At 70.4% G+C, this 7143-nt stretch carries 7 protein-coding genes; 4 read left to right on the top strand and 3 right to left on the bottom strand.

What is annotated here, in order from left to right:
* Positions 1-721: aminotransferase class V-fold PLP-dependent enzyme (locus tag AB0J39_RS36870; protein ID WP_363473379.1), on the bottom strand; the 721-nt coding region annotated here is incomplete at its 3' end.
* A gap of 322 nt (positions 722-1043) precedes the next feature.
* Here AB0J39_RS36870 and coxB point away from each other — a divergent pair.
* The 4 genes from coxB (at position 1044) to AB0J39_RS36850 (ending at position 5103) form a co-directional block, all read left to right on the top strand.
* Entirely contained in the window at positions 1044-1739 is a 696-nt protein-coding gene (coxB, locus tag AB0J39_RS36865) for a cytochrome c oxidase subunit II (RefSeq protein WP_346225725.1), read from the top strand.
* Positions 1736-3400: a cytochrome c oxidase subunit I gene (gene ctaD, locus AB0J39_RS36860; protein ID WP_363473377.1), complete on the top strand. Its 1665-nt coding sequence runs from the start codon at positions 1736-1738 to the stop codon at positions 3398-3400. The genes coxB and ctaD overlap by 4 nt, the downstream gene beginning before the upstream one ends.
* Positions 3397-3792, top strand: a complete 396-nt coding sequence (locus tag AB0J39_RS36855; protein WP_363473375.1) for a cytochrome c oxidase subunit 4 — start codon at positions 3397-3399, stop codon at positions 3790-3792. Before ctaD ends, AB0J39_RS36855 begins: the two co-directional genes overlap by 4 nt.
* A gap of 141 nt (positions 3793-3933) precedes the next feature.
* Positions 3934-5103, top strand: a complete 1170-nt coding sequence (locus AB0J39_RS36850; RefSeq protein WP_363473373.1) for an Ig-like domain-containing protein — start codon at positions 3934-3936, stop codon at positions 5101-5103.
* Here AB0J39_RS36850 and AB0J39_RS36845 read toward each other — a convergent pair.
* Both AB0J39_RS36845 and AB0J39_RS36840 read right to left on the bottom strand, forming a co-directional pair.
* Positions 5060-6277 (bottom strand): acyltransferase, encoded by a 1218-nt coding sequence (locus AB0J39_RS36845; protein ID WP_363473371.1) that lies wholly within the window; start codon positions 6275-6277, stop codon positions 5060-5062. The two genes, AB0J39_RS36850 and AB0J39_RS36845, sit on opposite strands and share 44 nt — an antisense overlap.
* A partial coding sequence (locus tag AB0J39_RS36840) for an alpha/beta hydrolase (protein WP_363473369.1) occupies positions 6270-7143 on the bottom strand: 874 nt, incomplete at its 5' end. The genes AB0J39_RS36840 and AB0J39_RS36845, both read right to left, overlap by 8 nt.

Raw genomic sequence — 7143 nt, 5'->3', positions numbered from 1 at the left:
CGCGTGCCGGGGTTCGAGAACGTGCCGGCGATCGTGGCCGCCGCTCCCGCTCGTCCTCCGGCAGCGGCGAGCGCCAGCGCACGCCCTTGCGCACCGCCAGCACGCCCACCCCCGCCGGGCCGCCCCACTTGTGCGCGCTCGCGGTGAGGACCGACCAGCCCTCGGGGAGCGGCATGCGACCAGCGGACTGGGCGGCGTCGACCAGCAGCGGCACGCCCGCCTCCCGGCAGGCCCGCGCCGCCTCCTCGACCGGCTGGAGCGTCCCGACCTCGTGGTTGGCGGTCTGCAGGCACGCCAGGGCCGTGCCGGGCCGCGCGACGGCCTCGGCGAACGCGCCCGCGTCCACCCGGCCCGTACGGCTCACGCCCACGAGCTCCACCTCGCCGCCCGCGCGCTCGTGGACCTCGCCCGCGTGCAGGACGCTGGAGTGCTCGACGGCGCCCGCCACCAGGCGCGTCCCGGCCCGCCGGCGGCCGGCCAGCGTGCCGAGCACCCCGAGGTGGACTGCCTGCGTCCCCGACGAGGTGAACGACACCTCGTCGGGCCGGGCGCCGATCAGTTCGGCTACCTCCGCCCTCGCGCGCTCCAGTAACATCTGGGCGCGGCGCGCCGTGCCGTACAGGCGGGCGGGATCGGCCCAACCGGCGTCGATCGCCGCCAGCAGGGCGTCACGGGCCGCGGGATGGAGAGGTTCGGTCGAAGCCGCGTCCAGGTAGGCCACAGTTGAGACATTAACGGGGGCTGGTCAGGGGGGCGGCGCCGGTCCGCGCTAATGTGTCCCCCAGCGTGAACTCAGCTAAGTAAAGGGCAGACCGGCCGGAAGGTTGGTGCCGGTCTCACCTAAGGGTCAATTGGAAAAACCGCCCAGGAGAGGAACTCTTGGGCTTCATCTGTGGGGTAGGCGATCCGTGAGTCCGACCCGCCGTACGACACGGCGACCGTGGGCACGCCGCCGGTTGCCCGGAGCCGCCGCCGTGGCGCTGCTGGTGGCGTCCGGCACGGCGTGTAGCAACCAGGCGATCGATCAATGGTCCCGTGGGGGCATGCCGGAAGGTGTCACCAAGCAGGCCGGCATCATCCAGACGCTCTGGAACGGGAGCTGGATCGCGGCTCTCGCCACCGGCGTGGTCGTCTGGGGACTGATCCTGTGGGCGTGCATCTTCCACCGGAAGAAGAAGAACAGTCCCGACCAGTTGCCTCCGCAGGTGCGCTACAACCTGCCGATCGAGATCCTCTACACGGTGGTCCCGGTCATCATGGTCGCGGTCTTCTTCTACTTCACGGCCCGTGACGAGACCGAGGTCACGCGGATCACCAAGGCCGCCCCGGTCAAGGTGGCCGTCGAGGGCTACCAGTGGAGCTGGCGCTTCACCACCGAGTACCAGGGCCAGAAGGCCGTGGTCGCGGGTGTGCCGGTGGACCTCAGCAAGCAGAGCGAGCAGACCCCGCAGGGTCCGCAGCTCGTGCTGCCGGTCAACACCCAGGTGCAGTTCGACCTGCACTCGCCCGACGTCATCCACTCGTTCTGGGTGCCGGCGTTCCTGTTCAAGCAGGACGTCTTCCCGGGCAACGTGCACAACCACTTCCAGATCACGACGCTCGACAAGACGGGTGTCTTCGTCGGCCGTTGCGCCGAGCTCTGCGGCAGCGACCACAGCAAGATGCTGTTCTCCGTGAAGCTCGTCCCGCAGGCCGAGTTCGACCAGTACATCAAGAGCCAGGCGGGGAGTGCGCAGTGACCGCCATCCAGGAACCGGTCGGCGTCGCCGCGCGGCCGTACACCAAGGGCACGGTCATCGCCAAGTGGCTGTCCTCGACCGACCACAAGGTGATCGGGCACCTCTACCTGATCACGTCGTTCGTCTTCTTCCTCATCGGCGGCCTCATGGCGCTGGTGATGCGGGCCGAGCTCGCGCAGCCGGGGCTGCAGGTCGTCAGCAACGAGCAGTTCAACCAGCTGTTCACGATGCACGGCACGATCATGCTGCTCATGTTCGCGACGCCGCTGTTCGCCGGCTTCGCCAACGAGCTGATGCCGCTGCAGATCGGCGCCCCCGACGTGGCGTTCCCCCGGCTGAACATGGTGAGCTACTGGCTCTACCTGTTCGGCAGCACGATCGCCGTCCTCGGCTTCTTCACCCCGGGTGGCTCGGCGTCGTTCGGCTGGACCGCGTACGCGCCGCTGTCGAACGCGGTGACGTCGCCCGGCCTGGGCAGCGACCTGTGGATCATGGGTCTGGCGCTGTCCGGCCTCGGCACCATCCTCGGCGCGGTGAACTTCATCACCACGATCCTCACCATGCGCGCCCCCGGCATGACGATGTTCCGGATGCCGATCTTCACCTGGAACATCCTGCTGACCAGCATCCTGGTGCTGCTGGCCTTCCCGGTGCTGGCCGCCGCGCTGCTCGCCCTGGAGGCCGACCGCAAACTGGGCGCGCACATCTTCGACTCACCCACCGGCGGGCCGATGCTGTGGCAGCACCTGTTCTGGTTCTTCGGCCACCCCGAGGTCTACATCATCGCGCTGCCGTTCTTCGGCATCATCACCGAGGTCCTGCCGGTCTTCAGCCGTAAGCCGATCTTCGGCTACATCGGCCTGGTGGGCGCGACCATCGCCATCGCGGGTCTGTCCGTCACCGTGTGGGCCCACCACATGTTCGTGACCGGCCAGGTGCTGTTGCCGTTCTTCTCGTTCATGACGTTCCTCATCGCGGTGCCCACCGGGGTGAAGTTCTTCAACTGGATCGGCACGATGTGGCGCGGGCACCTGTCGTTCGAGTCGCCGATGCTGTTCGCGGTCGGCTTCCTGGTGACCTTCCTGTTCGGTGGCCTGACCGGCGTCATCCTGGCCTCGCCGCCGCTGGACTTCCACGTCAGCGACACCTACTTCGTCGTCGCGCACTTCCACTACGTGGTCTTCGGCACCGTGGTGTTCGCGATGTTCGCGGGCTTCTACTTCTGGTGGCCGAAGTTCACCGGCAAGATGCTCAACGACAAGATCGGCAAGCTCCACTTCTGGCTGCTGTTCTTCGGCTTCCACCTGACCTTCCTGGTGCAGCACTGGCTGGGCGTCATCGGCTTCCCCCGGCGGTACGCCGACTACTCGGCGAGCGACGGCTTCACCGACCTGAACATGGTCTCCTCCGCCGGCGCCCTCCTGCTGGGCCTGTCCACCCTGCCGTTCTTCTACAACGTCTGGGTGACGTGGCGGAAGGCGCCCAAGGTCACCGTGGACGACCCGTGGGGCTTCGGCGGCTCGCTCGAGTGGGCGACCTCCTGCCCGCCGCCGCGGCACAACTTCCTGTCGCTGCCGCGGATCCGGTCCGAGCGCCCGGCGTTCGACCTCAAGTACCCGCACATCACCGCCAAGCCTGAGCTGGTGGAGGAGTCCCGATGAAGATCCAGGGATGGATGTTCCTGCTCTGCGGCATCTTCTTCGCCGCCGCGGACGTGGTCTACTGGTTCTGGTCGAAGGAGCCGACCGGCACCACCGCCATGGCGATCTCCGTCGGCCTGGCCCTCATGATCGGCTACTACCTGCTGTTCACGGCGCGTCGCATCGGCGACCAGCCGGAGGACAACAAGGAAGCCGAGATCAGCGACGGCGCGGGCGAGATCGGCTTCTACAGCCCGCACAGCTGGTGGCCGCTGTTCGTCTGCCTGTCGGCCGCGCTGACGTTCTTCGGCTTCGCCGTCGGCTGGTGGCTGTTCTTCATCGGCCTGTTCTGCACGGTCATGGCCATGATCGGGTTCGTGTTCCAGTACTACCGGGGCAACTTCTCGCACTGATTCCGTGAACCCCGCTGTGCGGCCGGTCGGCGATCTCGCCGACCGGTCGTCGGCGTTCTTTGCCTGTACGAGGTGCCCAGACAGCCCGAACGGTACGCCAACGGGGAATAACCCCCAGAAAGCGACGCTAGGGGGACGGACGTGCGTGCTGGTGCGGGGGTGCTGGCCCTTCTCGTGGTGGTTGCCGGGTGTTCCACGTCGGGTGGACAGGACGAGGATCGAGACGCCAGGACGGCGATCAGCATCAGCCCGCTCGACGGCGCCGCCGACCTGCCGCCCGAGCTCCCGATCCTTATCGGCGCGGCGGGCGGCAAGCTCACGCATGTGGCCGTACAGGCCGCAGGGAGGCCCGTGGCGGGCGTGTTCAGCCCCGACCGCACCCAGTGGCGCAGCGAGCGTCCCATGGCCCCTGGCACCGCCTACAGCGTCGAGGCGACGGCCGCGGGCCCCGGCGGCCCGGCGACCAGGACCGTCCGCTTCGCCACGAAGCAGGCCGCCAAGACCTTCGGCATCTCCACCCTGCTGCCCAACAAGCAGGACACCGGCCTCACGGTCGGCGTCGGCATGCCGATCATCATCACCTTCGACAAGCCGATCACCGACCGGGTGTCGGTCGAGCGCAACCTGGTCGTGCGGGCGTCCAAGCCCATCGAGGGCGCCTGGCACTGGCTCGACGACAAGAACGTGGTCTACCGCCCCGAAAAGTACTGGCCGACGTACACGAAGGTCCGCGTCACCGCACGTCTGGCCGGCATCAGGGGCGGCGAGGGCATGTACGGCAAGCAGGACTACGTCCGGGACTTCGAGATCGGCCGTTCGCAGATCAGTGTGGCCGACACCCAGACCCACCACATGAAGATCGAGCGGGACGGCAAGCAGATCAAGAACATGCCGATCAGCGCGGGCATGGGCGGCGTGATGCGCCACCACACCACCAGCGGCATCCACGTGGCGATGTCCAGGGAGGACGTCACGGTCATGACCTCGCCGGACGCCGGCCCGGGCCAGGCCGGCTACTACCAGACCACCGTCTACAACACCGTGCGCATCTCCAACAGCGGTGAGTACGTCCACTCGGCGCCCTGGTCGGTGGGCGACCAGGGCAACTCCAACGTGAGCCACGGCTGCGTGAACGTCAGCCCGGAGAACGGCAAGTGGTTCAAGGAGAACACCCTGATCGGCGACCCGATCATCGTGACCGGCACGCCGCGCAGGCTGGAGGCGACCAACGGCTGGAGCTACTGGCAGGACTCCTGGCCGGTCTGGCTCAAGCACAGCCGCCTGCGCGCCGCTCCCGCCGACACCCTCTGAACGGGCCCTCGTCCTTCGGCGCGTGGTGACGGGCCTCGTGGCCGCGGAAGACCGCCAAGCACACCGCCAGGACCGTCGCGAACACCGGCAGCCACGCCAGGCGGACGGCCACCCATCCGGGATCTACGGGGGCGGTGTGCAGCCCGGGCAGCGCCCGGTCCGCGACGCGCAGGGCCGTCGCCGTGACCGCGATCAGCGCGGTCTGGTGCCACAGGAAAATCGTCATCGCGGCGAGGTTGGCCGTCGTCACGAGCGCCCATGCGGCGGGACGCCGCAGCACCCGCCGCAGGGGGCCGGACAGCACCAGGGCCGCGCCGCACTGGGACAGCCCGAACGTCACGGCCGCCAGAGTGGGCGGGGCCTGGTTGGAGACCGGGGCGCCGGGCACGCCGACCATGGACGCCGGGTAGCCGGCCCACAGGACGAGACCTGTGGTGGCCGCGGCCCCGCCGAGGAGCAGCGCCCACCTGGTCACCCGCCCGTCCAGGCGTCCGCCGGCCCACAGGACGCCGAGACAGTACGGCACCAGCCAGCCGGTCCCCAGGTTGATCCAGCCGACCCAGGACGGCCCGTCCAGACCGAACCTGACGAGATCGGCGACGGCCACGGCGGCGAGCGGCCACACCGGGTGCAGGCGGGTGACGAGCGGGGTCGCCGCCGTCAGCGCCGCGAAGACCAGCAGGAACCACATCGGCGACCACACCAGCTTGACCAGCGCGTACACGGTGCCCGGGTCGGCGCCCCACGCGAGCATCGCCACGGCGGCCGCGCTCCACACCCCGAGCAGGGGCGCGATCGGGCGGAACAGGCGGGTCATCCGGGCGGCGGCCCATCGCCCGTGGCCGGCGCCCCGGTCCCGGGCACGGCCGCGGCTCTCCACGGCCATCCGGCCACCGACGAAGAAGAACACCGCCATGGTCTGGAGCAGCCAGGAGACGGGCGTGAGGTGCGGCAGGTACTTCAGCGGGCTGGTGACGCGGAGGGTGCCGCTGTCGGCGACCACGGCGGTCACCAGCCAGTGGCCGAGCACCACGCCGAGGATGGCGAAGGCGCGAAGGGCGTCGACGGCGCGGTCACGTGGTGTCTGCGAGGCCCGCGCGCGCGGAGTCTGCGAGACGCGCTCGCGCCGGGCCGGTGCCACGGCGTCGGCGCGCCCGGCGAAGTCGTCAGTCACGGCGCATTCCGGCGGGAGCGCGCCCGGAGACGATCAGGGCGATGTTCGCCAGCGCGGGCGATCCGTCCTTCAGATAGTCGCTGTGGCCGGCGTCGCCCGCGAAGAAGATCCGCGCGCCGAACCGGGGGGACAGGGGATCCGCCCCGAGCCCGATCGTGCCGGGGGACAGGCGCACCGCCGCGTGCGGCAGGTGGGCCACCCAGTCCCCGGCACCGCGGGTGGCCCACACCGCCGCCCGGGTGCGCATCGCCGCCGCGTCGTCCACACCGGCGCCGGGGCTGCCGTAGAGGACGATGTCCGCCACCTCCAGGCCGGGTGCGGCCCGGCCGCACACCACGCCGCCGTACGAGTGGCACAGCAGGCTGAGGCGGGCGGCGGGCCTGAGCCGGGCCAGGTCGCGCACGAAGGCACGCAGGGCGGGGACGGCCTCGTCCGCGCGGCCGGGGGTCATCGCCTGGAGGCTCACGGTGCTCGGGGTCCGGTATCCGAGCCAGGCGACCACGGCTCCCCGTCCGCCGATCGCCCGCTGCAGCCGCATCGCGCCCCCGCGCAGGAGCCCGTACGTGTCGAGGCCGGTGCCCGAGCCGGGGACGAGGACCGCGATCCGGTCGGCGGCGGCCAGGTCGCCGAACACCTCGGCGGTCCGGCCGCCGTCGCGGCCGTCGAAGGACAGGAAGTGCCGCGCGGGGTCGGCCATCGCCTTCAGCATCGCGGCCCGCCACCGGTGCCCCGCCGCTGCGGCGGTCCGCATGGCCGTCTCGATGGCGTCGCGGCTGGCGGCGTACCGCTCGGCCAGGCTCGCGGTGGTCGCGGCCCGGAGCGGGGGCAGGGAAGGCGGGGCGGGCGCCGGGACCGCCTCGGGACGC

The organism is Microbispora sp. NPDC049633, from assembly GCF_040675265.1.
GTDB classification, from domain to species: Bacteria; Actinomycetota; Actinomycetes; order Streptosporangiales; family Streptosporangiaceae; genus Microbispora; species Microbispora maris.
The sequence above is the reverse complement of the archived record's forward strand: the minus strand, read 5'-3'. Positions and strand labels throughout refer to the sequence as shown.